At 50.6% G+C, this 25960-nt stretch carries 21 protein-coding genes; 19 read left to right on the top strand and 2 right to left on the bottom strand.

Annotated elements, in window-relative coordinates:
• The first annotated feature begins 6 nt into the window (after nucleotides 1–6).
• From NWF31_RS03635 to NWF31_RS03595, 9 genes are all read left to right on the top strand, one after another.
• Nucleotides 7–954, top strand: coding sequence for a pilus assembly protein TadG-related protein (locus NWF31_RS03635; RefSeq protein WP_258359147.1), 948 nt, complete (start codon nucleotides 7–9; stop codon nucleotides 952–954).
• Nucleotides 955–970: 16 nt separating this feature from the next.
• On the top strand, nucleotides 971–1702 hold the full coding sequence (gene cpaB, locus NWF31_RS03630) for a Flp pilus assembly protein CpaB (RefSeq protein ID WP_258359146.1): 732 nt from the start codon (nucleotides 971–973) through the stop codon (nucleotides 1700–1702).
• A 20-nt stretch (nucleotides 1703–1722) separates the two neighbouring features.
• The gene (locus tag NWF31_RS03625) at nucleotides 1723–2943 is read left to right on the top strand and encodes a CpaE/TadZ family protein (RefSeq protein ID WP_258359145.1); all 1221 of its coding nucleotides are present in this window, start codon (nucleotides 1723–1725) and stop codon (nucleotides 2941–2943) included.
• A 101-nt stretch (nucleotides 2944–3044) separates the two neighbouring features.
• Complete coding sequence (locus tag NWF31_RS03620) at nucleotides 3045–4379, top strand: TadA family conjugal transfer-associated ATPase (RefSeq protein ID WP_258359144.1); 1335 nt, start codon at nucleotides 3045–3047, stop codon at nucleotides 4377–4379.
• 41 nt (nucleotides 4380–4420) lie between these two features.
• Nucleotides 4421–5383 carry a type II secretion system F family protein gene (locus tag NWF31_RS03615; RefSeq protein ID WP_258359143.1) on the top strand — a complete coding sequence of 321 codons (963 nt, stop codon included), beginning with the start codon at nucleotides 4421–4423 and terminating at the stop codon, nucleotides 5381–5383.
• Between the two features lie 12 nt (nucleotides 5384–5395).
• Nucleotides 5396–6316, top strand: coding sequence for a type II secretion system F family protein (locus NWF31_RS03610; protein ID WP_258359142.1), 921 nt, complete (start codon nucleotides 5396–5398; stop codon nucleotides 6314–6316).
• Between the two features lie 35 nt (nucleotides 6317–6351).
• Nucleotides 6352–6720 (top strand): DUF192 domain-containing protein, encoded by a 369-nt coding sequence (locus NWF31_RS03605; protein WP_258359141.1) that lies wholly within the window; start codon nucleotides 6352–6354, stop codon nucleotides 6718–6720.
• A complete protein-coding gene (locus tag NWF31_RS03600; RefSeq protein ID WP_258359140.1) occupies nucleotides 6713–8326 on the top strand; it encodes a HAMP domain-containing protein in 1614 nt (537 codons plus the stop codon). Before NWF31_RS03605 ends, NWF31_RS03600 begins: the two co-directional genes overlap by 8 nt.
• Nucleotides 8327–8349: 23 nt before the next feature.
• Complete coding sequence (locus tag NWF31_RS03595) at nucleotides 8350–9531, top strand: sensor histidine kinase (RefSeq protein WP_258359139.1); 1182 nt, start codon at nucleotides 8350–8352, stop codon at nucleotides 9529–9531.
• Here the strand turns inward: NWF31_RS03595 and NWF31_RS03590 are convergent.
• On the bottom strand, nucleotides 9517–10569 hold the full coding sequence (locus NWF31_RS03590) for a LysR family transcriptional regulator (protein WP_258359138.1): 1053 nt from the start codon (nucleotides 10567–10569) through the stop codon (nucleotides 9517–9519). The genes NWF31_RS03595 and NWF31_RS03590 overlap by 15 nt on opposite strands.
• Nucleotides 10570–10589: 20 nt before the next feature.
• Entirely contained in the window at nucleotides 10590–11810 is a 1221-nt protein-coding gene (locus tag NWF31_RS03585; protein WP_258359137.1) for an MFS transporter, read from the bottom strand.
• A 426-nt stretch (nucleotides 11811–12236) separates the two neighbouring features.
• Between NWF31_RS03585 and NWF31_RS03580 the strand changes: the two genes are divergently transcribed.
• The 10 genes from NWF31_RS03580 (at nucleotide 12237) to NWF31_RS03535 (ending at nucleotide 25938) form a co-directional block, all read left to right on the top strand.
• Nucleotides 12237–14195 carry an NAD(P)/FAD-dependent oxidoreductase gene (locus NWF31_RS03580; RefSeq protein ID WP_258359136.1) on the top strand — a complete coding sequence of 653 codons (1959 nt, stop codon included), beginning with the start codon at nucleotides 12237–12239 and terminating at the stop codon, nucleotides 14193–14195.
• Between the two features lie 50 nt (nucleotides 14196–14245).
• Nucleotides 14246–17212 carry a molybdopterin-dependent oxidoreductase gene (locus NWF31_RS03575; RefSeq protein ID WP_258359135.1) on the top strand — a complete coding sequence of 989 codons (2967 nt, stop codon included), beginning with the start codon at nucleotides 14246–14248 and terminating at the stop codon, nucleotides 17210–17212.
• Nucleotides 17209–18081: a 4Fe-4S dicluster domain-containing protein gene (locus NWF31_RS03570; RefSeq protein WP_258359134.1), complete on the top strand. Its 873-nt coding sequence runs from the start codon at nucleotides 17209–17211 to the stop codon at nucleotides 18079–18081. Before NWF31_RS03575 ends, NWF31_RS03570 begins: the two co-directional genes overlap by 4 nt.
• Before the next feature lie 154 nt (nucleotides 18082–18235).
• Nucleotides 18236–20614, top strand: coding sequence for a glycyl radical protein (locus NWF31_RS03565; RefSeq protein WP_258359133.1), 2379 nt, complete (start codon nucleotides 18236–18238; stop codon nucleotides 20612–20614).
• Nucleotides 20615–20739: 125 nt separating this feature from the next.
• Nucleotides 20740–21660, top strand: a complete 921-nt coding sequence (locus tag NWF31_RS03560) for a glycyl-radical enzyme activating protein (RefSeq protein ID WP_340674344.1) — start codon at nucleotides 20740–20742, stop codon at nucleotides 21658–21660.
• Between the two features lie 54 nt (nucleotides 21661–21714).
• Nucleotides 21715–22347, top strand: coding sequence for a flavodoxin family protein (locus NWF31_RS03555; RefSeq protein ID WP_258359132.1), 633 nt, complete (start codon nucleotides 21715–21717; stop codon nucleotides 22345–22347).
• A gap of 43 nt (nucleotides 22348–22390) precedes the next feature.
• Nucleotides 22391–23275, top strand: coding sequence for a 3-hydroxyacyl-CoA dehydrogenase family protein (locus NWF31_RS03550; RefSeq protein WP_258359131.1), 885 nt, complete (start codon nucleotides 22391–22393; stop codon nucleotides 23273–23275).
• Between the two features lie 138 nt (nucleotides 23276–23413).
• A complete protein-coding gene (locus NWF31_RS03545) occupies nucleotides 23414–23746 on the top strand; it encodes a cupin domain-containing protein (RefSeq protein WP_258359130.1) in 333 nt (110 codons plus the stop codon).
• 59 nt (nucleotides 23747–23805) lie between these two features.
• The gene (locus NWF31_RS03540; RefSeq protein ID WP_258359129.1) at nucleotides 23806–24579 is read left to right on the top strand and encodes an SDR family NAD(P)-dependent oxidoreductase; all 774 of its coding nucleotides are present in this window, start codon (nucleotides 23806–23808) and stop codon (nucleotides 24577–24579) included.
• 102 nt (nucleotides 24580–24681) lie between these two features.
• Nucleotides 24682–25938 (top strand): M24 family metallopeptidase, encoded by a 1257-nt coding sequence (locus NWF31_RS03535; protein WP_258359128.1) that lies wholly within the window; start codon nucleotides 24682–24684, stop codon nucleotides 25936–25938.
• Nucleotides 25939–25960 lie beyond the last annotated feature (22 nt).

Raw genomic sequence — 25960 nt, 5'->3', positions numbered from 1 at the left:
GATACTATGGTAGACAGGTTAAAGCCCGGCATATTTTTACGGGAAGAGAGGGGTTTCGCATCTGTCATGTTGGCCTTAAGCCTGGTGGCCATGTTATCCTTTGCTGCCCTGGTTATTGATCTGGGGCTCCTGGCTTTAAACCGCCAGCAGTTGATTAATGCCGTCGATGCCGCCGCCCTGGCCGGGGCCATGGAACTGCCGGATAATCCCGAGAGGGCGAGAAATACAGCCATCGATTACGCCCGGATGAACGGGGCCACAGGACCGGTGGAGGCGGAAGTAAGGGCTGATGGGAATTCCCTGGCCGTAAGCGCCGGGAAAGAAGTGAATTATTTTTTAGCCCGCTTGATGGGTTTTACAAGGGGAGAGGCCAGGGCCGAGGCCGTGGCGGTAGTGGCAGGAATTAAGGCGGTGAGGGGTGCAGCCCCCCTGGCGGTTCCCGAACAAGAATTCCAGTTCGGGATAAAGTATATTCTTAAGCTGGGTGCCGGCCAGGATTCACCTCTGGGACCGGGTACTTTTTCTGCCCTTTCCCTGGGCGGCACCGGCGCCAGCAACTACGAGGAAAATCTAAAGAACGGCTATCAGGGGAGGCTGGCAGCGGGTGACGTTATTAATACCGAGACAGGGAATATCTCCAACCCTACCAGGAGGGCCATTGAGTACCGCATAGAACTTGAGCTATCCCAGCATTCACCCCCATGTACTCCAGAACATTATGTTCCTGGCTGTCCCCGCATCCTGATTATACCCGTTTATGAAACTGCTTCAATCCAGGACGGCCAGGTAAAATCCATAATCGTTAGCGGTTTTGCCGCTTTTTTAGTAGAGAGGGTGCGCGGGCAGGGCAATGAAAACTTTATTGAGGGATATTTTATTCGTACTGTTGTAGCCGGTGAAGGGGACCCGGCCCAGCAAAACTACGGCCTGCAGGGCGTAAAACTGGTCCGGTAACGAATGAGGTGTATTCATGCGCAATAAATTGCTCCTGGTTTTATCCCTGGTAATAGCGCTGGTGGCAGCCTCCATGGCTTACTATTACCTTTATAACCTGAAGATAACGTACCAGCAAAAAGGAAATTTTATCGAGGTTGTAGTGGCGCGGGTGCATATCCCGGCCCGGGCGCAAATTACCTCCCAGATGCTCGAGGTCAAAGAGCTGCCTGCCCGGTATGTCAATGCAGGCGCCATCACGAAACCGGGAGACGCCGTGGGAAAAACGGTTAAGTCGGAAATCCTCCCCGGCGAGATCCTGCGCCAGGAAAAACTGGCCAGCGGCAAAGACGCCGCCGACGGCCTGGCTTTTCTCATAGAACCGGGTAAAAGGGCGGTAACGATAGCGGTAAATGATGTATCCGGCCTGGCCGGCCTGTTACGCCCCGGGGATCGGGTCGATGTCCTGGGTACCTTTGATTTACCGGCGGCAGGCGGCCAGGACAGAACAAGCCTTACCTCCCTGCTGGTCCAGGATGTTGAAGTTCTCTCTGTAGATCAGGACCTGGCAGCAGAAAACGGCCAGGCGATAAGCGACGGGAAAAAGCAAATCGGATACCGCAATGTGACCCTTATGGTTACTCCCGGGCAGGCCCAACCCCTGGTTCTTTGCGCGGAAAAAGGCAGTGTCAGGCTCCTCTTAAGGGCACCTGTCGACCGGGAAATAATTGCGCTGCCGTCCATACAAATGCAGCAGTTAATCCGTTAAGGAGGCCGGCAAAGGTTGCGATGAGCCAGACCAGCGTCTTGATAGTTGACGATATTTCTACGACCCGGGAAGATATCAAGCGCCTGCTTTATTTTGAAGAGGATATCAAGGTGATCGGTGAAGCCGGTGACGGTGAAGAGGCCGTTCGCGCCGTTGAGAGCCTGCGCCCTGATGTGGTTTTAATGGATATCAATTTACCGGGAATGGACGGAATTGCCGCTTCTGAAGCCATTAGCAACAGGGTGCCGGAAACGGCGATAGTAATTATCTCAATCCAGAAGGAATCGGAATACCTGCGCAAGGCTATGGCGGCAGGGGCGAGGGATTACCTGGTAAAACCCTTTACCAGCAGTGAACTGGCCGAAACGATTCGTAGGGTGGGGCGAACCCGTCAACAGCACCTGCTGCAGCTACAGAGCCAGGCGCCCAGGGAAAAACCTCAATCGCAGCCCCTGGCCAACCGGGTGTTAATCCTGTTTTCCAGTAAAGGCGGCGTCGGCAAGACAACCCTGGCCTGCAACCTGGCCGTCAGCCTGGCACGGGAGACGAGGCAGAACGTGGCCCTGGTCGATTTGAACCTGCAAAGTGGCAACGTGGCTTTAATGCTGAATATTCTTCCCCAGGGTACCCTGGCCGAACTCGTCCAGGAAGAAGATCGGGGTGAGATATCCCTGGTAAACAACTATCTTTATCCGCACCTTTCCGGGCTGAAGGTTTTGCCGGCACCGCTTAAGCCGGAACAGGCTGAATTAGTGGCCGTTAAGGACGTGGAGGCCATTCTTAAACTGCTGAAGGAAAATTATGCTTATACGATTATAGATACTGCAGCTGCTTTTAATGACTTTACCTTAAGCGCCTTTGAAATGGCCGACGATATTATGCTTGTTTTAACTCCTGATTTGCCGGCATTGAAATGTGCCATGACAGATCTGGAAGTCCTGGAACGCATGCATCAGGCCCACAAGGTTAAAATGGTAGTGAATAAAGCGCACCGGGGAAATGATATTTCCATGACTGAAATCAAGGAAAGCATAGGGATTACTCCCCTGGCGGTATTGCCGCAGGCAGAAAAGATAGTACTGGCTTCGGTTAACCGGGGACGTCCCTTTGTCCTGACTCACCCGGGGAGTGTCATAGCCCGGAAAATTGTAGAGCTGGTACAAAGTTTTATTCCTGCGGCGAAGGACCAGGGTAACAGGGGAAGACAAAAAAGATTTCTTTTTTTAAGCAAGGTATTCTAGCTTTTGTCGCCATCCGTAGAAAAATTAGGAAATAAATCCCAGAGAGGGTCGGTACGGTTCTTAACCTAAAGGTGACGGCAAGTTTCAGGAGGTTTTTGACCATGTCCCTACTGGCTCGCCTCGAACAGCAAATAGAGGATAACAGGCAAAACGGTGGCAGGCGGGAGGAACACTATGACCGGCTGAAACTCCTGGTGCACAAAAAAATAATTGAAGAACTGAAAGCCCAGACGCCGGAATACAATGGCGATAGCGTGGACCTGGCTGCCAGGATTAAACAACGGGTTTTTGAGATTTTGTCCGGTGAGGCGTCCCCTCTGGCGCGGGCGGAACGCGAGCGCATGGCGCGGGAAATTACCGATGATGCCGTTGCGTTTGGTCCCATTACGCCCCTGCTAAATGATCCTGATATCTCTGAGGTTATGGTCAACGGGCCGCATCAAGTGTACATAGAGCTCAGGGGTAAATTACAGCTTACGGATGTCAGGTTTCGCGATAATGACCATGTGATGCACATTATTGAAAAAATAGTGGCTCCCCTCGGCAGGCGGATTGATGAGAGCATGCCCATGGTTGATGCGCGCCTGCCGGACGGTTCCCGGGTTAACGCTATTATCCCCCCGGTAGCCTTGAACGGACCCACCCTTACTATTCGCAAGTTCTTTAAAGATCCTTTGACCATTGAAGACTTAATTCAACTGGGCACTTTAACACCCCAGATAGCCAGGTTCCTGGAAATGTGCGTTAAAGGGCGTCTGAACATAATTGTTTCCGGCGGTACCGGTAGTGGGAAAACTACCACCTTGAACATCCTTTCTTCTTTTATACCCGGGGATGAGCGGATAATTACAATTGAAGATGCAGCCGAGCTCCAGTTACGCCAGGAGCATGTTATTACCCTTGAAAGCCGGCCACCAAATATTGAAGGAAGAGGTGCCATTACCATCCGGGACCTGGTACGGAATGCCCTCCGCATGCGGCCTGATCGCATTGTAGTGGGTGAGGTACGGAGCGGCGAAGCCCTGGATATGCTCCAGGCGATGAATACCGGCCACGACGGCTCCCTGACGACCGGTCATGCCAATTCGCCCCGGGATATGCTTTCCCGTTTGGAAACTATGGTCCTTATGGCCGGGATGGACCTGCCGGTCAGGGCCATCCGGGAGCAAATCGCTTCGGCAATAGACCTGATTATTCACCAGAGTCGTCTAAAAGACGGTTCCCGGAAGATTACCCACCTTACCGAGGTCCAGGGCATGGAGGGCGAGATTATTACCCTGCAGGACATTTTTCTTTTTCGACAGGAAGGCTATGACCAGGGAGGTAAGGTAAAAGGGCGCTTTATAGCCACCGGCATCAGGCCCAAGTTTTTAAGCAAACTGGAAGCCAACGGCATGGTTTTACCACCGGAAATTTTTAGTCCCTCAATTTTTTAGACCCGCGGGCATTCAATGGTTTTTGAAAGGCGGAGATAGTATTGTCCCTGCTCGTGTTAACGGCTTATATGATTTTTGCTGGAGTATTTCTTTTTACCATTTATATAACCGGCTCAACGTACCAGGAACAGGTGCAGGTCAAGCTGGAAAAATTCCTGGGGAAGCAAAAGGAAAAAACGGGAAGCAGCCTGCAGGAAAAGAAAGGCAATGGCAGCCGGAAAATATTAGAATTAATTGGTAAAACCCTGGCGCCCGGGGGCCTGAAGAAAAAGCTGGAAGAGGAGTTGTCCAGGGCGGATATTCTCCTTAAAGGGGAAGAATTCGTGGGGTTGACTATTTTGACGTTTTTTGGGCCGGGAATTATATCTTTAGCGTTAACTGCCAACTTGCCTTTTGCTGTTATGACGGCGTGTTTGGGCGGCTTCCTGCCATTTTATGTTATAAAAGTTAAGCAAAACAAACGCCGGTTAAAATTTAACGCGCAAATTGGCGACGCCCTGTTGATTATGGCCAACGCTTTACGATCGGGTTTCAGCTTTTTGCAGGCCATGGATATGGTGCGAAGGGAAATGCCTGATCCCATTGCCCGGGAATTCGGCATCGTATTGTTGGAAATGAATTGGGGCAATTCTACCGAGACGGCGCTCCTCGATCTTGCCGGGCGAATAAAGAGCGACGATTTGGACCTGTTAATTACGGCAGTGCTAATCCAGCGCCAGGTGGGAGGTAACCTTGCTGAAATCCTGGATAATATCGCCCATACCATCAAGGAGCGTGTACGCATCAAGGGAGAGATTAAAACCCTCACTGCCCAGGGAAGGATATCTGGCCTGATTATCGGTTTATTACCTGTAGTCCTTGGTACGGTAATTTTTTTACTAAATCCGGGCTATTTAAGCCTTCTCTTTTCCACCAGAACCGGAGTTTTTATGCTGACCGGCGCCATACTGGGACAACTCATGGGTGTTATGATAATCCGACGGATCATCAGCATTGAAATATAAGGAGTGACGCTTATGCCGCTGATGATTGCCGTTTTGGTTTTCTGGCTATTTTTGCTGTTAAACCTATCCCTTTATTCACAATTTGCCCGTGATAACCGGCGGGAAAACCGGTGGTTAAACGAAGTGCTGGGGGAACAGTCACTGCCGACGGTAAGGGCACGGGAACTCAAAGCCCCTTTTTACCAGCGCGCCGTCAAGCCCTTGCTCGGCAGGTGGAGCGAGAAATTAATTAAAATGCTACCGGTAGAAAAAGAAGCCGAACTGGGACGCAGGATAAACTACGCCCATCTCCAGGGCAAAATTGCGCCGCGGGAACTCCTGGTGATAAAATACCTGGCCGGCGGCCTAGTTGCTGTCTTAGGTGCACTGGCAGGAACGCTTTTACATCAAGCTCATACTCTATTTTTCCTTGGTTTCCTGGGGTTGCTGGCCGGCTGGTACGGGCCGGATTTTTACCTGCAAGTAAAGGGCCGGCAGCGGCAACAGGCTATAGAAAAAAGCTTGCCTGATGTCCTGGACCTTTTGACGGTTAGCATGGAGGCAGGCCTGGGTTTTGACGGGGCTTTGCTCAAGGTAGTGGAGAAAAGCAAGGGTCCCCTGGCGGAGGAATTTGGCCTTGTCCTGCAGGAAATTAAAATAGGTAAGCCAAGGTCCGAAGCCCTGCGCGACCTGGCGGCTCGTACCGGGGTACATGATTTGGCTACTTTTACAGGAGCAATAATTCTTGCCGACCAGCTCGGCTTCAGTATAGGTAAAGTTCTCCGCTTGCAGGCGGAACAAATTCGCCTCAAACGACGCCAGAGGGCTGAAGAACTGGCAATGAAAGCACCGGTAAAGATGCTGATTCCTCTGGTATTTTTCATATTCCCGGCCATTTTTGTGGTTTTACTTGGCCCGGCGGTGATCCGGATATCGAGTTTTTTTAGCAAATAAGGGGCGAAAGGACAAACCCGTTACAGTTTGGGGTGATGGCAATAATTATATTAAATGTTACCAGACAGGCCGTACTGGCTAAAAAAGCGCGCCTGGCCCGTACCTTTTTTCAGCGCTTTTCTGGCTGGATGGGACGCCGGGCAACGGGCATGGAAGAAGCCCTGGTATTGTTTCCCTGCCAGGTAATCCATACCTGTTTTCTTAAATTTCACCTGGATGTGGTCTTTGTCGATGCTGAAGGCCGGGTTCTTTTTACCCTTGCCGATCTACCGCCCTTTCGTTTTAGTCCCTTCATCCGTAATGCCCGGGCGGTGATCGAACTTCCTGCCGGGCGGCTTGAACAAACCGGCACCGCTCCGGGAGACAGGTTAGTGTTTGTAGATAGGGAGGAGCTTTATGATTAAAGGAATTAATCCGGCCGGCGGCCCCAGGCGAAAACCAATAATAAGGAAACTACAGATAAAAATAAGTATAATGTTAATTATTGTAACAGTGATGGCTGGTTCCCTCCTATTTTTTCGTGAACAGCTCCAGTTTCGACGGGAATATCAGGATAAAGGCAGGGAAATTACCAGTACAGTTGCCTTGATTGCTGCCGATTATATTTTATCGGACAACCTGGGTTTATTAAGTGGTATTATTCAAAAGCTCCACGGATATGGTAACATAAGTTATGTAATAGTTACTGATGCCGGCGGCAGGTTGCTTGCTGCAAGCCCTAACAATTCTTTCGCGACGGGGATGGAAAATGGCGCCGGTACGGCAGCGGCCGTAAATGAATTTACGGCTCCTATAAAGTCTTATACGGGCGGGACGATTGGTTATGTCCGCCTGGGTCTCGAGCCGGAACATAGGACCAATTATCCACAGGGCGTCATTGTCGATTGGGCTTTGTTTGCCCTGGTCGTAGTCCTGGCAGGAACTTTTTTGACGGGCATAGTTGCCGGGCGCATTCTACAAGGTCCTTTAGGTGAGTTGATGACTGCTGCCGAAATGGTTTCTGCTGGCGATTTCTCTTACCAGACCAGCGTTGCGGGAGGGGATGAACTCGCCGACCTGGCCGGTGCCTTTAATACCATGTCTTTTCATCTGGCAAACTTTATCCAAACAGTTAAAATTAGTATTAATGATGTGCAGAAGGGAATAGAACATCTCCATAGTTCTCTGCAAACGGCGTGTCGCACCGATAGTCGTTTCCTGCGCAACCTGAAATACTTTAAGGAAAGTGCCGGGGAACAGTTAAAGGCTCTGTTACCCGCGACTTCCCAGGCCGAACAATTGACAAAAAGCCTGCGGCAAATCGGGGAGCAGCAAGAAGCGTCTTTGGCATTGACAGGCAATGCCGCGCAAACGGGGGAAGAGGGGGCTGCTTCCGTTGAAGCGGCAATCGAAAAAGTAAAGACCTTTTGCCAGGACCTGGATGAAAACCAAAAATTTATGGTAGTAGTTCTAGACAAGGGCAAGAAGTGGTCAGGGATTATAAACGGCTTTGCTAACCTAAGCGAGGACCTGGCTCCCTTTATTGTTGAGGTGGCTTTGGAGGCGGCAAAAACCGAAAACAAAGGCTTAACAGAGGCTGCCGGAAAATTAAGCCGCTCACTGCAGGATGTATACAATTATTTACGGGAACTAAAACAGGAGCTGGAAGAATTGATGGACGTTTGCGGGGCTAACCGGGAGGCCCTGGAAAAAAGTTTGAGTCATGCCGGGACGTTATACGAGGATCTGGCAGCCTTTAATTCGGTGTGGGTAAAGCTCGAAAGGTTTGTGAAGGAAAAAAAAGACACCGAAAGCTTAATACAAGAAGAAATAGAAATGGCGATAACTACATCTCAAGCCCTCACCAGGGATATTGGAATTTATTTGCCCGCCTTGGATAAATTGCTACAGGATGGTTTAAGCGACGAGCGTCTGCCTTTAGTGGACTGGGAAAAAATCGATTCTCTGGCCCGCAAGCTGTTACGGATGATTGAGCGCGTTAAAGCCCTGGCTTGGCAGTATAAAACTTGATTTTACGGCACGAGGTGAACCAGGTGCTGGACATCAGTGCCCTTGATCGCATCGTTAAAGAAACTATTGAAGCCATTGAGCGCAGCCAGGCCCAGATCTATGATATTGCCGAAAATACCCGGGCCGAGGCAAGCTTGGTGAGCAGTGAATTGGCAGGGGTAAAGAGTGAGCTGGACGCCATTATAACGGAAGTCGATAAAATGGAGCGGGCAGAAAAAAGGGCCCGGGTTCGCCTGGCGGAAGTAAGTAAGGATTTTAACCGGTATACGGAACAGGACATCAAAAAAGCCTATGATACTGCCTATAATTTGCAAATTGAACTGATTAAACTCAGGGAAAGGGAAAAAGTACTGCAATACCGGCGCAATCATCTGGAGACGAGCCTGCGCCGGTTACAAACAACTATCCAAAAGGCCGAAAAGCTTATATCCCATGTAGGGGTGGTCCTAACCTATCTAAACGGCGGGCTCCATGATTTGAGTTCAAAACTCGGGGAACTGCAGCAAACACAGCAAATGGCCCTCAATATCATCCGCGCCCAGGAAGAAGAGCGCAAGCGTGTCGCCAGGGAGATTCACGACGGCCCGGCCCAGTCTATGGCCAACGTGGTTATGCGGGCCGAGTATTGCTTGAAACTGTTAGAAAAAGACCCTGGAAAAGTAAAGGATGAGTTGCTGGCCCTGCAAGACATGGTTTTGTTAAACCTGCAGGAAGTCCGTAAGATTATTTTTGATCTCAGGCCCATGGTTCTTGACGACCTTGGCCTGGTACCGGCACTTAAGCGTTATTTTGCCGTTTATAAAGAGAAATACGGGCTGGAAATTGAATTTGAATTTTTAGGGCAGGAACGCCGCCTGGACACAGGAGTGGAAGTAGCCATTTTCCGCATTATCCAAGAAGCGGTTAACAACATTAAAAAACATGCCCAGGTTGAAAGTGCCAGGGTTAAAATGGAGATGCTGCCCGGTAGGATTACAATCTCTGTACGCGATACGGGCAGGGGATTTGATCCCCAAACCCTCTGGAGTGAAAAAAACCGCACCGGCTACGGCCTGCTTGGCCTGCGCGAGAGGGTGCAACTATTGAGCGGGGAGATGAAAATAAACTCCGCCCGGGGCCAAGGTACTCATATCCTTATCTCTATCCCCCTGCAAGAAAAAGAAACCGGCACGTGCGATCCCACCTGGGGATCAGGAATTACGTGACGGCTCATTGGCGAAGCGTTCATGAGCATTATCGAGCTCTTTGATAAAGGGAAAAAGGGAAGGGTTAACATTATTTTGCTTCCACACGGCAGCGATGTAGATCCTGCAATCTTCATCCTCCAGAACAATAAAACGTAATTTTGAACTGGCATTAACGATGTGATGCTGGGGAGCAATCAATATTCCCGTACCCAGTTCGACCATCAGCAGGGCCGTATCAATGTTGGGAGCTTCTTTGACAATGTTGGGGGTGAAGCCCCGGGCCTCGCACAGGGATATGGTATGATTGAAAACCGTGAGATTCTGCTGCCGGTTTAGCATGATGAACGGCTCTTTAGCCAGCTCTGCCAGGGAGACGCTGCCTTTCTCCACCAGGGGGTGTTCCTTGCGGACGATAACACAGAGATTGTCCTGGCAAATAGGTTCATAACTTAGCTCTTTGGTATATTGCAGGCCGACGGAGAGGGTAAAGCCGGCGTCCAGTTCGTCACGTTTTATTGCTTCGGTAAGCTCTTCCAATTCATTGTAACAACAGAATTCCAGGCTGATATTGGCATGGGTTTTGCTAAAGTGGAGGATAAAATCTGCTAAAAAGCTTCGTACGGCTCTCTCGAGGAAACCTATCTTTAGATGACCGACCATGCCGTGGGATGCAAGGCGCAGCTTATGGCAGGCCTCCTCGTATTTGGCGATTATTTCCCTGGCGTCCTGGAGGAAAAGCTGTCCCATGGCTGTAAGCTGTACCTTTTGTTTGTTCCTGAAAAAGAGCTGGACCCCAAGCATGCGTTCCAGGTCGGCAATATGCCGGCTAAGTACCGGCTGGGTGATAAACAGGTGATTGGCAGCCTGGCTAAAATTCAAATATTCAGCCACCGTAATGAATTCCCGCAAGCGTTGAAAATCGGTAGACAGGGCTAAACACCTCCTGAAAAAATGGCTTCTAGCCTGTCTTCTATAACTTTTATTATAATTATTATAACCCAGAACCGCCCGTTCTGTATATAGCAATTTGCAACCGGGCAAAAACCGACCCCTCACAGGCAGCCAGTATTATGTTGCTACTGGTCAAGGCCGGCGCGCTTGCCTGCTGGAAATACCTGCCCCCGGATGCTAAAGATAATTGTAGCTGTGGTAGAAAGGAGCATGCCCAGGAGCATGGGATAATTACCTGCCTGCCAGGAACCGCCGTAATGCAGGACCTGCCCTACTACCGGCGGGCCGGCCAGCATTCCAAGGTTTTGCCCCATGCTTAATATCCCCATTACCGCCCCGCTCAATTGGGGGTGAGGTATAGTTGCGGGTGCAAGGGAAAATATTGTTGTAGGTATAAAAACGGCTATGAAGCCCCTGGCCATCATATAGGGGGCAATTAATGCGGGCGATGGCAGGCTGAAGCCGAGGGAGTAAAGGATTGTACACAAGATAGACGCCGTGACGAGGACGGGCTTTGGTTTCTTAAACCTGCCGAGAATCCACCCGCACGCCAGGGCACCGGCGATATTAGTTAAATATAAAAGGCTGGTATAGAAGTTAGCTGTGGTTATATTTACTCCCAGTGCATCTTTATAAAAAGTGGGAGCCCAGGTAGAATAGCCCACGGCGCCAAACATAAAACTGAAAAAAGTTATTGTTAAGAGCCATATGTCAGGGTTCTTGAAAACCGGGGCATAATGTACCCCTGTGCCTCCTGGATGATGCCCCCTGTCCCGGGGGGCATCCTGGCCGGGTTTGGTTACCACCAGGGCATGGATAATAAAGGCAATTACTCCGAGGAAAACCCCGCACCACCAGACGCCGCGCCACCCGTACGCCGCCTGTACCGGCGTGGCCAGGTTATAGGCTATAGTACTGCCGACCGGGACCCAGGTGGACCATATACCCATTGGCAACCCCACTTCCCCGGGGTCAAACCACATGGCAACAATGGCAGGCGCGATGACGGCAATTAGCGCCATGCCGGTACCCTCGATTACCCGGCTAAGGAGAAGTACCCGGGCGCTGGGTGCGAAGGCCCCGGTGAGGGAACCGAGTATGACGCACGCCAGGCCTAAAAGGCCACTGCCTTTAGGGCTGAACCTGTTCAAAAGGATAATTGCCGGTAATGCCAGCAGTATCCCCGTCAGGGAGAAAAGGGACATCAACCATCCCGCCGTCCCCATGTCTACCTGCAGGTTATCTATCAAGGCTGCCATTACCGGCGGGACTTTATATTGATTGATCACAACGACTACACTTGACAGGTATACAGCCCACATAACAGCCCATGCTTTATGTTTCAACGAGAACAAGCCCCCAGTTATTAACCTGCGGTTACAGGAGGTTATTTTTTTTGCTCCCATAAAAGTCAAGTTCCAAGGTAAAATATTGATTGGTTTAGGTTGTATATAGCCTTCAAGAAAACTGCATATAAACCTAGTATACCGGGAGGGGATTGAATAGTCCATATCGTGATCCCTCGCGGGCTTGAATTAATTATACCTTTTATGCATAACCTTGAGTTTGATATGGCATTTTACTTTTATTACCCCTTCTTTTATCATTGAAAATAAGATTAAAATTATTCGAGAAAAGAGCTTTTCTTTTTCTTTAGTTCTTTTTCTTTATCCGGTGAAAGTACCAGCGTGCCCGTGCCCGTTCTTGTGCCAAAAATATCAATTACCGGCGAGTAAAATTTATTTATATTTATTTATAGAAAGGAGAAGCCTATGACTTCCTATCCTCACATCTTTAGCCCTTATAAAATAAAAAATATTACCTTCAAGAACCGCATTTTTGCCTCCCCGGTAACTGCTAACCGCGTTGTTTTAGGGGGAGTCCCTACCCAGGAGGGTATTGACGCTTATGAAACCCGTGCCCGCGGGGGGTTTGCCCAGGTAACTGTCACGGAGTCTTTTGTTGATTTTGAGTATGCCGCCCGCCACGAGCACGGTCTTGATCTGGTTTCTTCTGATATGACCGTACACCACATGGAATCCATTCGTATTCTCACAGAAGCCATTAAAGCCCACGGCGCAGTGGCCTCTATACAGCTGAACCATGCCGGCGCAGCCAATCACCCTGATTGCCTGGGAGGCAAAAACCCTATCGGTCCCACTGGCTTTGTCCGCCCGGACGGGGTGGAAGTAATCGAGATGGATGAGGAAATGATCAACCGCGTGGCCGATAATTATGCCAGGGCTGCTGCTCGTGCCAGGGCTTTTGGTTTTGATATGGTTATGCTGCACGGCGGCCACGGGTGGCTGCTGGCCCAGTTTACCTCACCCCTGACCAATAAAAGAACTGATAAATGGGGCGGCAGCCTGGAAAACCGTGCCCGTTTCGCTCTCCTGGTGCTGGACAAGGTCCGGGAAGCTGTCGGTGACGATTTCCTGATTGAATACCGGCTTTCCGGCGAGGAAGGCGTAGAGGGCGGGATGACCCTGGCGGACACTATTGAGTTTTGCAAGATGATCCAGGATAAAGTAGATCTCATTCACGTTACCCGCGGCGTCTATTATTTACACGTGGAGACGAAAGCCTTTTCCTCGTCATTCGACCCTCACGGTTGTAACGTTGACCTGGCAGCTGCTATTAAGGCGGCTGTCCGGGTGCCGGTTGTAGTGGTGGGCGGGTTTAACGATCCGGCCCTGGCGGAAAAGGTTATAGCCGAAGGCAAGTGCGATTTTGTGGCACTGGGACGGCAGCAGTTTGCCGATCCCAACTTTGTCAACAAAGCGCTCCTGGGGCGTGCCGACGAAATCGCCCCCTGCCTGCGCTGCAGCTGTTTCAATCCCCTGCCATCCAGTAATGAAAAGCGGCCTATCGCTGCTCCCTTTAGCTGTACGGTAAACCCCTGGTCGGGACGTGAATTACGCTGGCGCTGGGCGCCGAAACCCATGGCTTCGAGGAACGTGCTGGTTGTGGGTGGGGGCGTCGGTGGCATGTATGCAGCCATTACGGCAGCAGAACGCGGTCACAAAGTAACCCTGGCGGAGAAGAGCGACAGGCTGGGAGGCCTGCTCTGGTTTACAGATATAGATACCCACAAGGACGACTTGAGGCGTTATAAAGATTCTTTAATCGCACGGCTGAAAAGACTGGGTGTATGTGTAGAACTTAATACTGAGGTAACCCGGGATTATATCAAGCTCCGGAACCCGGATGCCGTTATCTGTGCTGTGGGTTCCGAACCCATAGTACCTGCCATCCCCGGGATTGAAAAGGCCCTGCAGGCCCTCGGGGTATATTCGCAACCGGAAAAGGTGGGCCGGGATATTGTAATTATCGGTGGCGGCCTGGTCGGCTGCGAGACCGGCCTGTACCTGGCATCCCTGGGCAAGAAGGTGCACATTGTCGAGATGCTTGATGATGTGGCCAAGGATGCCTACGACAGTCACCGGCGTGCTCTCATTCCGTTAATGAAAAAAATGCTTACCTATGAAGTGGGGGTAAAATGTACAGGGGTTACCGGCGGCGGCATTAAAGTAATGGACAAGAGGGGCCACGAAAGGTTAATCGCAGCCGATACGGTAGTTTATGCCGCCGGTATGAAACCCAGGACAGCGGTGGTGGAATCCCTGCGCGGTGTTGTGCCCTGGTTTATCCCGGTTGGGGATTGCGTAAAACCCCGCACTGTAAAAGAAGCAGTATACGAGGGCTTCTGCGCGGCGATGGATGTTTTATAAGAGATTTACCGTTTTCCTTTTTCCAGCAGGAACTGCGGGGAGGAAAAGATATGTCCTTAAAAAATTACCATTTTACGGCAACCCTTTACTGGTTAGAAAAGCTTATCCGCCTTAAAGCGAAGCGCCACCCATCGTACGCAAGGCATTTAGCGACGAAGGATGTTACAGTGCAGGTAAAACTAAAGGACAACACGGCAGGAAGGTATTATATATTTAAAAACGGCAACGTCACCTCAAAAAGCGGGATCCATCCCAACCCGGACGTCTGTATGGCTTTTGAAGACGCAGAAGTAGCCGCCAGGATATTGAAACCCAACAGGAACCAGCTGGATTTCATTAATGCCGGGAAAAATTTTCAGTTGGCGATCCAGGGACCCGACGACCTGGTAATGTGGTTTTTAGAAACATTAAACCAGCTATTCACCCTGGGGCTGGAGTACGGGACGGATATGGGTAACGGTGTCAGGAGATATACCAGCAATACCAACGGCGGGCCCGTATTCGTATATGTAAAGGACGGGAAAATCATACGCATCACCCCCATAGAATTCGACGAAAAGGATGCCCGGTCGTGGACGATAACAGCGAGAGGAAAAAACTTCACCCCGCCGCGGAAAACGACGGTATCCCCGTATACCCTGGCATGGAAGTCCATGGTATACTCCCCGGACCGGCTGTTATACCCCATGAAGCGGGTGGATTTCGACCCCAACGGGAACAGGAACCCCCAGAACCGCGGGATATCAGGGTATGAAAGGATAAGCTGGGACGAAGCCCTGGACATCGTCGCCGGCGAGATAAAGAGGGTCAAGCGCCAGTATGGACCGGGAGCCATAATGAACGGCAGCGGTTCCCACCACACCTGGGGGAACCTGGGCTACTGGCTCAGTACCAGGCTGCGCTTCTTTAACTCAATCGGTTTTACCCCCGTGGACCACAACCCCGACAGCTGGGAGGGCTGGTTCTGGGGAGCGGTGCACCACTGGGGTCATACCATGCGCCTGGGCGGGGCGGAAACCTACGGCACGGTAGAAGACCTGCTGAAGAACTGCGAGATGGTAGTATTCTGGTCCAGCGATCCAGAGGCCACCAGCGGCGTATATGGAGCCCATGAAGGGACGATACGGCGTCAGTGGCTAAAAGAACTCGGCATCAAGATGGTGCACATCGACCCCTACTATAACCATACAGCGGCATGGCTGGGAGGCAAATGGCTGGCCCCGAAGCCCGGGACCGACAGCGCTTTAGCCCTGGCCATAGCCTATGTCTGGATAACGGAAAACCTGTACGATCAAGAATATGTGGCGACCCGCACGGTAGGATTTGAAAAATGGAAGGACTATATCCTGGGAAAAGAAGACGGGGTTGCCAAGACGCCGGAGTGGCAGGAACAAGAAACAGGTATCCCCGCCAAAGACGTGCGGGCGCTGGCGCGGGAATGGGGGAAAAAGAAGACCTACCTGGCGGCCGGGGGCATCATCGGCTTTGGCGGCGCCTGCCGCACGGCCACGGGGACGCAGTGGGCGCGGGCCATGGTGTGCCTCATGGCCATGCAGGGCCTGGGCAAGCCCGGCGTCAACATGGGCTGCCTGCAGCAGGGCACACCGGTAAACACCAAATTTTATTTCCCGGGATATGCAGAAGGGGGGCTTTCGGGAGACCTGGCAGGGACGGGGATGGCAGTGAGCCTGTACCAGCGCATGCCCCAGTTGCCGACTGTAAACACGGTGTACCAGAGGGTCCCCCGTCTGAAAATCCCCGAAGCCATTCTAGAAGGAAGTTGTTCGGCCTATCAGGCTGACGCCAAGACAATAGAAGGCCAGTTCTTTAAATACGAGTACCCGGCGCCCGGTTATGCGAAAGTCCGGATGTACTACAAGTACGGCGGGTCCCATTTCGGCACCATGGTAGACACCAACCGTTACGCCAGGGCCTACCGCTCCGGAGAACTGGAATTCGTCGTCAACCAGTCCATCTGGTTTGAAGGAGAAGCCAAATTTGCCGACATAATTTTGCCGGCCTGCACCAGCTTCGAGCGCTGGGACATAGGCGAATTCGCCAACTGCGGGGGCTATATCAACCACTCCTACACCCAGTGCAACCACCGGGTGGTAGTGCTGCAGCATAAGTGCATCGAACCCTTAGGCGAATCCAGATCCGACTATCAAATCTTTTTAGAACTGGCCAAGCGGCTGGGGCTGGCCATACCATATTCCGAAGGCATGACGGAATTAGACTGGTGCAAGAGGATGTTTGACGCCAGCGATTTACCGAAATATATTACCTGGAAAGAATTTCTCAAGAAAGGGTACTTTGTCGTACCCAACCCGCCGGAAGAGCTAAGAGACCCGGTAGCCTACCGCTGGTATGCCGAAGACCGGCCCAAAGACACACCGGAAATATCGCCGCTGCCGGCAGACTATACCGAAGAGTACGGCAAAGGATTGCAGACCCAGTCCGGCAAGATAGAATTTGAATGCTCCAGCCTGAAACGCTTCGACCCGGACGACCCGGAACGGCCGGTAATCTGTAAATATATCCCGGCGTGGGAAGGCCCGCACACGAGTGAGCTATACAAGAAATACCCATTGCAGCTGATAACCCCCCACCCGCGCTATAGTTTTCACACTATGGGAGACGGCAAAGGCAGCTTCATAAATGAAATCGAAGACCACCGGGTACTAATAGACGGGCACTACTACTGGGTAATAAGAATAAATCCGGAAGACGCAGAAGCACGCGGGATAAAAAACAACGACCTGGTAAAGGTATACAACGACCGCGGGGCGGTAATAGGCGCGGCCCAGGTGACGGCACGAGTACGCCCCGGCACCGTCCATGCCTACGAATCATCGGCCCTCTACGAACCCTTAGGAGAACCCGGGCAAGCCCCGGACCGCGGCGGTTGCGTCAACCTCCTTACCCCCAGCCGGATGATCATCGCCAAGTCCCACGGCATGGCAGCCAACTCCTGCCTGGTCGAAGTAAGCAAATGGGAAGGAGGAGAAGCAGCGTGACAAGACGGTACTACCTCATCCATGACCTGGAAAAATGCATAGGTTGCCACAACTGCCTGATGGCCTGCAAAGACGAACATGTCGACAACGAATGGCCGGGGTATTCCCTGCCCCAGCCGCGGCACGGGCATAAATGGATAAACATCCACAGGATAGAAAGAGGGGAATACCCCCTTATCGACGTCAAATATATAGCCCTGCTCTGCCGGCACTGTGATGACGCACCTTGTATCAAAGCAGGCGGCGGCGCGATATATAAAAGGCCGGACGGCATCGTCATAATAGACCCTGTTAAAGCCATGGGAAAGAAAGAACTAACCGCAACATGCCCCTACGGCATGATCTTGTGGAACGAAGAAAGAGAAGTACCCCAGAAATGCACCCTCTGCGCCCACCTGATCGACCAGGGATGGCAAAAGACCCGCTGCGTCCAGGCCTGTCCCACCGGCGCCCTCAGGCTGGAGTATTTAACTAAAGAAGAAATGGAACTAATGATAAACGAAGAAAAACTGGAAGTCCTGGACCCCGAACACAATACAATTCCGGGAGTATATTACAAGAACTTGTACCTCTACAACAAATGCTTTATAACCGGCAGCGTAGCCGTAGAAATAGAAGGAAAAACCGAATGCGCCGGGGGTGCGAAGGTAATACTGCGTCAGGGTCAAGAGGAAATCGCCGCAACGACAACGGACTGCTTCGGTGATTTCAAGTTTGACGGCTTGCCGGGAAATAGCGGCAGGTACATTGTCGAAGTTATTTTTGCTGGCCGGGAGAAAAATACGGTTGAATTTGAATTAAAAAGTAGTTTTCATACAGGGACGATTTTCTTGACATTAGCCCCGGGTACAAACTACCGGGAAGCATAATGTTTGTTGGGTAACAAAGTAATTATACTCTTTGTGTATAAAGGGCGGTTATATATGGTATTTCACCATAATAAATCACTGCTCTATTATTAAATATATACGGTTGAGAACTCGTTTCCTAAATTCCTCGAATTAATAAATGGGGGGAACCGAAATGAAACCAGGGGCGCTGGAAAAGATAAAAAAATTACGGGAAACCATGTTAACCCCACCGGAGATATGCGTAGAGAGGGCTTACCTGATGACCGAGGCCTACAAAGAAAGTGAGGGCGAGCCGGAAGTTATCAGGAGGGCAAAAGCGCTGGACAAAATTTTAAGAGAAATTACTATCGGCATTGAAGACGGCGAACTTATCGTAGGGCGGGGAACGAGCAAGAAACGCGGTGGTATCATCGCACCGGAGATTAATTCCCGGTGGTACCTGGAGGAAATGGAAACCCTATCTACCAGGCCGTGGGACAGGTTTGCGCCGATGACAGAGGCAGAGAAAGAAACCCTGCGGCAATGCCTGCCTTACTGGAAGGGGAAGGCTTTATACGATCGCTGGTGTGCCCGCATACCTAAAGACCTGTTGAAGTTGCACGGCATTGTCCAGTTTGGTGGTGCCTACTGCGCCAATAACCAGTATTACGGGCATAATAGTATAGATTATGAAATAGTCCTTTCCAAGGGGATTAACGGCATCCAGAAAGAAATCGAGGATAAGCTGGCCGGGCTCAATATGGCAGTGCTGGAAGACGTGGAGAAGTACCACTTCCTGACGGCCATGAATATTGAGCTGGAAGCCACGAAATACTTCGCCAGGAGATATGCCGCCCTTGCAGCCAGCATGGCAGAAAGAACTCCAGATCCGGGGCGCAAATCCGAACTGCAAAAGATTGCCGCAATATGCAGCCGGGTTCCTGAAAACCCGGCCAGGACTTTCCATGAAGCTTTGCAGTCTATATGGTTCATGTATCTAGCTATTATGATGGAGTCTCCGGGGCCGGGCCTGGGCTTTTTGCGAATCGACCAGTATTTATATCCATATTACAAGAAAGATATCGAAGAAGGTATTCTTACAAAAGAGGACGCGCTTGAACTCCTGGCCCTGCTTTACATCAAGGTTAACGGGATTGTTATACCGTATCCCATGGAAGCGGCTAAAGTCTTTGGTGGCTTTACCTTGACGGCCAACTTTACCCTTGGAGGGCTGACCAGAGACGGCAGGGATGCAGTAAACGAGCTCTCTTATCTTTTCCTGGAAGCGGAAAAAGAGGTGGCTTTAAATTCCGAGGATATTATCATAAGGGTCCATAAAAAGACCCCGGATGCTTTTGTGATGAAGGCGTGCGAGGTAGCCAGGGCCCTCCGCGGCAAGTTGAAATTCGTAGGTGATGAAACCGTTATCCAGCAACTGCTTCACGACGGCAAACCCATTGAATACGCTCGTAACTACGCTATAACCGGGTGCAACAGCCCTACTGTTCCCGGCTATTCCCTGGACTTGCCCGGCGGGTTGACTAATATCCCCCTCATGCTGGAACTGGCGTTAAATGACGGCAGGTCCCGCGTAACGGGAGAACAGATAGGCCCCCGGACCGGTGACCCGCGAAATTTTAAATCCTACCAGGAAGTATGGGAGGCATTTAAAAAGCAGGTAGAAGCCCTTATCCCGGCATGCCTGCTATTTAGAAACGTCGACAAACAGCTTTTTGCCGAATTTCTTCCCAGTCCCATCCAGTCGGCCCTGTACCACGCCTGCATTGAAAAGGGCCGTGACGTGATAAACGGTGGAACCGCCCCGTATATAACCACGGCTATCTCCCTGGGCGGCATACCCAATGTAGGCGATTCCCTTGCGGCCATTAAAAAGCTGGTGTTTGAGGAAAAGAAGATTAGCATGGCCCGTTTGATCGATGCCCTGGATAATAACTTTGAGGGTTATGAAGATACATGGCGCCTGCTCCAGGGTGCACCGAAATTTGGCAACAATGATGATTATGTTGATTCCATTGTAAATGAAGTGATCCTCCTTTTAAGCAATGAAGTAGGAAAGTTTAAGGGTTTTGCCGGCGCGGTCTCCAATGTAGCCCTTGCTACAATTACGGCAAACATTCCCATGGGATTTATGGTGGGGGCCCTGCCGGATGGGAGAAAGGCCGGGGAACCGGTAGCCGACGGCGGCATATCTCCCCACCGCGGCAGGAATATAAGCGGCCCCACGGCAACGCTGATGTCGGTGGCCAAGCTGGATCACATCCGGGCGACAAACGGGTCGGTACTGAATATGAAGTTTAACCCGGATACTTTAAAAGATGAAGTGAAGATGCGGAAGTTTGTATCCATGATCAGGACCTATCTTGAAGCCGGGGGGTTCTTCGTCCAGTTCAATATTGTCGGCAGCAACACCTTGAGGGAGGCGCAGAAAAATCCGGAGAAATACCGGGATCTTCTGGTCAGGGTGGCCACATACAGCGCCTACTTTGTCGAGCTGAGCACTGAACTCCAGGACGATATAATTGCCCGGATGGAGTTCCGCGAAGTCTATTAGAAATTTGTAATGCGAGGAAGAGCCCCGCAGGGTTCCAGCCTGGATCATAGCCGGCAATACCACTGCCTGGAATGGCGGGACGGCAGTTACTTTTTAATAGTGTTTCCAGGAAAGGCAGGATAAAAGTGAATAATACCCGCGGTATAGTATTTCATATTATCCATGGTTCCTTTGTCGACGGGCCGGGTATAAGGACGACGGTATTTTTGAAGGGCTGTCCCCTGAGGTGTGTATGGTGTTGCAATCCAGAGGGCCAGCTGCTGCATCCTGAAGTCAAGCTTAATGCAGCGTTGTGCAAAGCCTGCGGCGCCTGCATCACCGGATGCCCGGAAAATGCAATAACCCTTTTAACAGGTGAAACAGGATCAAGGGTGCAAATTAACAGGTCGCTTTGTACAGGTTGTATGCAGTGTATCGCAACCTGTCCCACCGGGGCGCTAGATTGTTTTGGCAGGTATTATACAGTCGATGAGTTATTCGAGATCGTAAAAAAGGATGAACAGTTTTATCGCCTCTCCGGGGGAGGGGTAACGGTAGGGGGAGGAGAACCGACCTTCCAGGCGGCCTTTACCCGGGAATTCATAAAAAAATGCAAGGATAATTATATCCATGTAGCCCTTGACACCTGCGGCTATACTACCACGGCGGAAGGGTTAAAAGTCCTCGAAGAAGCGGATTTGCTGTTGTTTGACCTGAAAGGTTTGGACCCGCGCAGGCATGTGGCAGCCACAGGGGTTTCCAATGAAAGGATATTGGAAAATCTCAAAAACCTTAACGCCAAAGGGAAACCAATCATAATAAGGTTGCCGGTCATCCCTGGATACAATGATTCCACGGCAAATTTGCAGGCCACGGCAGAACTGCTGGCACAACTCAGGAGTGTCGAAAGAGTGGATCTGATGCCTTACCATGAGTATGGTAAGGTGAAATACGAACAACTGGAAAAGGACTACGCGTTAAATGTGAAACCTTTATCCCGGGAAAGGCAAGAGGAGTTACTGGCCTTTTTCCGCAATTACGGCTTACCCGTCCAGATAGGCGGGTAATTTTAAAACAACACGACCGGTGAAAATAACGGGCTGACAGGTGATGGTAAAGTTATGAAAGTTTTGGCTATAAATGGCAGCCATCGCAAGGGTTACAATACCTCCAGGTTGCTGGAGACGGTGCTGGAGGAAGTCAAAAACATGGGAGCCGGGGCAGAATTGCTTGAGCTGAGTGAATTTCACATAAAACCCTGCCGGGCTTGTAACCATTGCTTAAAGGTGACAGGGTGTTCTATCAAAGATGATGACATGGATTTTATTGCCGAGAAGATGAAGGCTGCCGACGCAATAGTATTAGGATCGCCGGTATATGTTTTTAATGTTACCGGCCTGATGAAAATTTTTATGGATCGCACGCGGTGGCTGCATATGTGCTGTAATGTCCTCCGTGGTAAGGTCGGTGCGGCAGTAGTCCATGCGGGTTTACGCAACGGCGGCCAGGAAATAACCCAGGTGATCCTGGAACGCTTCCTGATAAGTAACGGTATGATTGTCGTTGACAGCCGCGACCAGGAAGGACGCCTTTATAATGGAGGAGCAATTGGCACGCTATTTCAAGAGCTTGTCAACGAAAAAATAACCTGGAAAAACAGGGTGGACGAGGATACCCTGGCCTTGCACGAATGCCGTACCCTGGGCAGGAATATTGTCAGGCAGGTACGGTTGCTAAAGACGGCCCCGGAATAAATGGTTATTACTGTTATCGTTTACATTCAAGGGGGATATATGAATGCAGGCTGTTAAAAAAATTTGTGTCGTCGGTGCCGGCGTAATGGGGCACCAGATCGCCCTCTGCGCGGCCATGGCAGGTTACGAGGCTTTTTGCATGGACAAGGATACGGCAATGCTTGATAAAGCCAGGAAACTGGTTGAAGACTATCTTGCCGGCAGGGTGAAAAAAGGGCGCATGGAGGAAGAATTTGCCGGGCAAGCCCTTGCTCGTATAACCTTTACCTCGTCCCTCGAGGAAGGGGCGCGGGAGGCCGATTTGGTAATTGAATCAATTACCGAGGACCTGGAATTAAAACGGCAGCTTTTTGCCGAACTGGACAGGCTAACACCTCCCCATGCCATTCTTGTAACCAACACCTCCAATTTTGTCAGTTCCAAAATAGCCAGTGCCACCTCCCGCCCGGACAAGGTGTGCAATTTACATTTCTTCAACCCTCCCCTGGTAGTCAAGGTTGTGGAAGTAGTTAAAGGCCCGCATGTATCGGAGCATACCATTAACCAGGTAATGGAGATCAGTAAAAGTATGGATAAGATACCCATCCTGATTAAAAAAGAAATCGAAGGGTTCGTTGTCAATCGCATCATGGATGCCATGATGGACGAGGCGGCACACTTATACGACCTGGGTGTCGCTTCTTATGAAGATATTGACCTGGCCATAAGGCATGCCCTGGGCCAGCCCCTGGGTCCATTCAGGCTAATGGATATTATAGGCATTGACCTGCTTTACCGTGCCCGCATGAACCGTTACCGTGAAACCGGCAACCCGGCATATAAACCTTCACCGGCTGTAGTAGAAAAATTCGTCCGGGGTGAATGGGGGCGTAAAACAGGGAAGGGGTTTTATGAATACCAGCCAGGCAATAACAACGGGCAGCCTTAGAAAAAGGTAGCTATTATGCATTTTGTGCATAATCGGCGATTTAATACTGTATTTCACATTTAAAAATGTTTGTTCTAACATTTTACTTAGAGAGCCTGGTTTATGGCGGGAAATTTTTTTGATGGGAGGATAACGGGTTTGAAAAAGATCGAGTTAAAAGATGTAAAACCGTATGAGGCTCCCAGGCATTTCAAAATGGTGTCGCTGAAATTACACGGGAAGGAAGAAAGCGGTGCCCAGAAGTTCTGGATGGGTATGTCTCATTTTCTGCCGGGTGGTGGAGCAGAGTATGACAGTGCCCCGGTAGAAAGGGTTTATTTTGTCCTGGAGGGTGAGATGACGGTTATTTCTGAGTCCGGCAAGATGGTATTAAAGGAATGGGATTCCGTTTACATTGGCCCCGGGGAGAAACGAGAACTCATTAACGAAACCAACAAACCGGCTACCATGCTGGTCATAATCGCCGAATAAAAACAGGGAAAAGGCTTCCCGCCAAAGGGAAGTAAAAAAGTAAAAGGAGCGAAAAAAGGATGGAGGACATATTTTCTTTAAAAGGTAAAAACGCCATCGTTATCGGCGGGGCCGGTGGTATCGGGCAGGCTATTGCTAAAGGATTGGCCTTTTATGGTGCCGGTGTAGGCATTGCCAGCAGGAACCTGGAAAATCTAAAGAGGGCGGCTGAAGAAATTAAAAACGAGATCGGCAAGGATATTAAATACTTCCAGGTCGATTCCGGCGAAGAGAAAAGCATCCAGGAACTCGTGGCTAAAGTTGTGGCGGAGATGGGTACAGTACACATCCTGGTAAATTCCCAGGGGTATAACGTAAAGTACCCTGCCCTCGAATTTCCCATGGAGGAATGGGACAACGTATTCAAAGTAAATGTACGCGGCGTGATGATTTGCTGTAAAGAGTTCGCTAAATTAATGGCCCAGCAGAAATACGGAAAAATAATTAACATTTCCTCGGTAAGGGGTGCCCGGGCTTGCGGGGGCGGGAATACTGCTTACGGCGCGAGCAAAGGAGCCCTGGACATGATGACACGCATGCTGGCAGTTGAGCTGGCACCTTACAACATCACTGTTAATGCCATCGGGCCCGCTTTAACCGAAACAAAAATGGTTGCCGACTTGATAAGAAAAGACCCGGCTGGAAAAGAAAAGTATATCGGCAATATCCCCCTGAAGCGCATTGGCCTGCCCGAGGATGTAATAGGCGCGGCCGTTTACCTGGCGTCTCCTGCTTCGGACTTTGTAACAGGCCAGGTTTTATATCCCGACGGGGGGCTCACGGCGGTAGGTTAAACACAAATGATTTAGAGAGAAGAGATTAACATAAAGATTTAAGGATAAGGCAGTAATAATTAAAAAATGAAAACAGGATATATTTCGCAAGGAGGTTCTTTCATGGTTTACGGTGCTTTCGGGAGGAGTGCAGTAGATTACGAGCAGAGGATTGATTATGACCGCTTGCGCCGGGAAAGACTGGCAAGGGCCCAGGAACAAATGAAAAAGGACGGCATAGCGGCCATAATGTCCTTTGGTGCCGATACCATACGCTATTTAACTTCTTATTGGGTCACAACCCCGTTGCGACAGGCTGAATTCCAGATGGTATTTTGCCCGGCCAACGGCGAGCCGATCCTGTTCGGCGGGGGAACACCGAGTGAAGTAGAACGCAGGATGCCATGGATGAAAGGACGTATTCGCCCTTCCCTTCCCAATGCCTATATTTCTTCCAGCAGCGCGGATAGCCCTGCGGTTCAAATTCATGTAGATACTGTAATTAAATTGATGGAGGAATTTGGTATTAAGGGTGAAACTATTGGTATTGAGGGAACCGCCCTGTCGATGCTCTATGCCGAGGCTTTTGCCAGGCGCGGGGTTAAAGCGGTATATGCCAAGCAAACCCTGGACAACGCCCGCATGATTAAAACCGTTGACGAGATCGAGTTGATTAAAATTGCGGCCGCACTTACGGAAAAAGCTTTCGCAGCGGTAGTAGACGCCATCCGGCCAGGCGTGAAAGAGCACGACCTGGTGGGTGTGGCCCTGCAAGCCCTGTACGAAGAAGGAATTGACCATAATGAAGCCCTGGTAGTCATGTCCGGGTACAACACCAATCCCTACAACTGGTGCTTTACCGATAAAATGATCCGTCCCGGCGATTTAGTCTACGTCGATGTCAACGGGGCTTCCTATCAGGGATACAAGACATGCGTGTACAGGACCTTCTGCTGCGGCAAGGCCACACCCAGGCAAAAAGAAATTTACGCCCAGGCTTTAGATTTTCTCCGTTCCGGTATTGAAGTTTTAAGACCCGGGAAGACCAATTATGATCTGATGAAAGCATTCCCGCAAACTCCCGAAGTCTGGGGCTGGGGTCCCAACGACTGGGGGCAGGTAGATCCTTACTGCATTGCCCACGGTCTTGGCCTGGGCTTGCACGACAAACCGCTGGCCACGCCGAGCTATGTGCGTTCTGGTCAACCTGAAATAGAATTCCAGCCCGGTATGGTTATAGCCATAGAAACTTATGCAGGAAAAGTAGGAGAGAAAGACGGCGTCCGCCTGGAAGAAATGGTAGTAATAACAGAAAACGGCAATGAGGTAATATCGCGCTTCCCGATTGACGAGCTTATTGAATGCTGGATCCCGTATTAAGAAGAAATTAAAGCCATAAAAC

It is taken from the genome of Neomoorella sulfitireducens, from assembly GCF_024733845.1.
Taxonomy (GTDB): Bacteria; Bacillota; DSM-521; order Neomoorellales; family Neomoorellaceae; genus Neomoorella; species Neomoorella sulfitireducens.
The sequence above is the reverse complement of the archived record's forward strand: the minus strand, read 5'-3'. Positions and strand labels throughout refer to the sequence as shown.

Excerpts from the sequence above, each read along its gene's own strand:
- NWF31_RS03540 (WP_258359129.1), top strand. The coding sequence starts at position 23,806 with ATGGAGGACATATTTTCTTTAAAAGGTAAAAACGCCATCGTTATCGGC.
- NWF31_RS03580 (WP_258359136.1), top strand. The coding sequence starts at position 12,237 with ATGACTTCCTATCCTCACATCTTTAGCCCTTATAAAATAAAAAATATT.
- NWF31_RS03610 (WP_258359142.1), top strand. The coding sequence starts at position 5,396 with ATGCCGCTGATGATTGCCGTTTTGGTTTTCTGGCTATTTTTGCTGTTA.
- cpaB (WP_258359146.1), top strand. The coding sequence starts at position 971 with ATGCGCAATAAATTGCTCCTGGTTTTATCCCTGGTAATAGCGCTGGTG.
- NWF31_RS03605 (WP_258359141.1), top strand. The coding sequence starts at position 6,352 with ATGGCAATAATTATATTAAATGTTACCAGACAGGCCGTACTGGCTAAA.
- NWF31_RS03535 (WP_258359128.1), top strand. The coding sequence starts at position 24,682 with ATGGTTTACGGTGCTTTCGGGAGGAGTGCAGTAGATTACGAGCAGAGG.
- NWF31_RS03600 (WP_258359140.1), top strand. The coding sequence starts at position 6,713 with ATGATTAAAGGAATTAATCCGGCCGGCGGCCCCAGGCGAAAACCAATA.
- NWF31_RS03635 (WP_258359147.1), top strand. The coding sequence starts at position 7 with ATGGTAGACAGGTTAAAGCCCGGCATATTTTTACGGGAAGAGAGGGGT.
- NWF31_RS03625 (WP_258359145.1), top strand. The coding sequence starts at position 1,723 with ATGAGCCAGACCAGCGTCTTGATAGTTGACGATATTTCTACGACCCGG.
- NWF31_RS03550 (WP_258359131.1), top strand. The coding sequence starts at position 22,391 with ATGCAGGCTGTTAAAAAAATTTGTGTCGTCGGTGCCGGCGTAATGGGG.
- NWF31_RS03565 (WP_258359133.1), top strand. The coding sequence starts at position 18,236 with ATGAAACCAGGGGCGCTGGAAAAGATAAAAAAATTACGGGAAACCATG.
- NWF31_RS03555 (WP_258359132.1), top strand. The coding sequence starts at position 21,715 with ATGAAAGTTTTGGCTATAAATGGCAGCCATCGCAAGGGTTACAATACC.
- NWF31_RS03575 (WP_258359135.1), top strand. The coding sequence starts at position 14,246 with ATGTCCTTAAAAAATTACCATTTTACGGCAACCCTTTACTGGTTAGAA.
- NWF31_RS03620 (WP_258359144.1), top strand. The coding sequence starts at position 3,045 with ATGTCCCTACTGGCTCGCCTCGAACAGCAAATAGAGGATAACAGGCAA.